We start from the raw sequence: 1425 nt of genomic DNA, 5'->3' as shown, positions 1-1425 counted from the left end.
CAGCCATTAAAAACGCACGAGCAATTCTTACTGTAGAGCGCAATTACGGCAGCTTTGTCAAATTTATTCAGGAAACTATTCCCGTTCAAGTGGTCCATCATCCAGAAATTTTTGAAGATGTCCCTACTTCCAGCGATCTTTCTAAGCAATTAGCAAGACGAATGAAAAAGTACGATTTCTTCATGGTGGGTCCTGTAATTGTTTATTCTTACCTTCAAACCATCGGACTAATCAATGATCATGTCGATTGTTGCCCATTCAAATTCGAAGGCTAGCTAAAAAGCATCTTATAGCGTCTTTTTCGCTATACAGATGCTTTTCAATCCGATGATCACGATTTTAGTAGTTTCAACAATCACTCTTGTCATCACTGGCCCAATTATTCAAGGTCTTGCTAATGGCTTGGCTGATGGTATCAACTGGTTAGTTTCTGAATCTGGTTGGATCGGTGGTTTGATTATTGGTGGCTTCTACCAAATCTTAGTTATCTTCGGTCTTCACTGGGGCGTTGTGCCATTGGTTGCCCAACAAATCGCGGGTTCTGGTCAATCAGCTTTGAACGCTATTTTATCAGCAACAATGGTTTCTCAAGGTGCTGCTGTCTTAGCCGTAGCTATTAAGTCTCGTAAGGATGACATGAAGACTTTAGGAATTGCAGCTGCTATCTCTGCCTTCTGTGGCGTTACTGAGCCTGCTATTTACGGTATCAACTTAAGATACCGTAAGGTCTTCATCTCTGGTTTAATCGGTTCTGGTGTTGGTGGTTTAATCACTGGTTTAATGCACGGAACAATGTATGGCTTTAGTGGTTCTGTAATCGGATTCTCATCCTTCTTCAACCCTAAAAACCCTAACGACTTAACAAGTTTCTACGCTTACCTCTTCTCCACAATTGCCGCAATCGTAGTCAGCTTCATTATCACTTGGGTATGGGGCTACAACGATAATATGCAAATGGGTAAGAAAGTGGAAAAGAAAGCCACTCCTAAATAAATTCTGACAAATACTAAATACTTTTTAAAATTAAAAAGCGAGCTGTGGCTCGCTTTTTCGTGTAATTCTTAAGATTTGGTAAAGGCAGAAAAATAAAAAATATATTTTGGCATTTTTTGCGTATTTAACTAATAGGGGCAATTTTGCTCTCAATATCAAATTTTAAGGAGTTGTCTTATAATGGATTTAGGAAAGTATTTTCTGCTCTTGAATGATTTAGTCTTTGGTAAGGTAATGGCCAATAAAGAAACCTGTAAACTGTTCTTGCAGGCCGTATTGCCAGAGATGGAAATCGAAAAGATCGAAATGGCCCAGCCGCAGGAACGAGTTAAGGATTTTCGCGATGAGCATGGGGGGCGTTTTTGACATCTATGCCTTGGACAATCAAGGACGCCGCTATGACATAGAAGTTCAGGTGGTACCAGAGGACTA

The 1425-nt window shown here is 40.1% G+C and carries 2 protein-coding genes and 1 pseudogene; all 3 read left to right on the top strand.

What is annotated here, in order from left to right:
* Positions 1-275 (top strand): DNA-3-methyladenine glycosylase I (locus BN52_RS02160; protein ID WP_040473316.1); only part of this gene is annotated, 275 nt, incomplete at its 5' end.
* A gap of 31 nt (positions 276-306) precedes the next feature.
* Positions 307-993, top strand: a pseudogene (locus tag BN52_RS02155) (PTS transporter subunit EIIC); the annotation flags it as partial.
* A gap of 180 nt (positions 994-1173) precedes the next feature.
* Positions 1174-1359: a hypothetical protein gene (locus BN52_RS02150; RefSeq protein WP_008472489.1), complete on the top strand. Its 186-nt coding sequence runs from the start codon at positions 1174-1176 to the stop codon at positions 1357-1359.
* Positions 1360-1425 lie beyond the last annotated feature (66 nt).

Origin of the sequence: Lactobacillus gigeriorum DSM 23908 = CRBIP 24.85, from assembly GCF_000296855.1 — a bacterium.
Taxonomy (GTDB): domain Bacteria; phylum Bacillota; class Bacilli; order Lactobacillales; family Lactobacillaceae; genus Lactobacillus; species Lactobacillus gigeriorum.
Note: the sequence above shows the minus strand (reverse complement) of the source record. Positions and strands in the feature narration are given on the sequence as shown.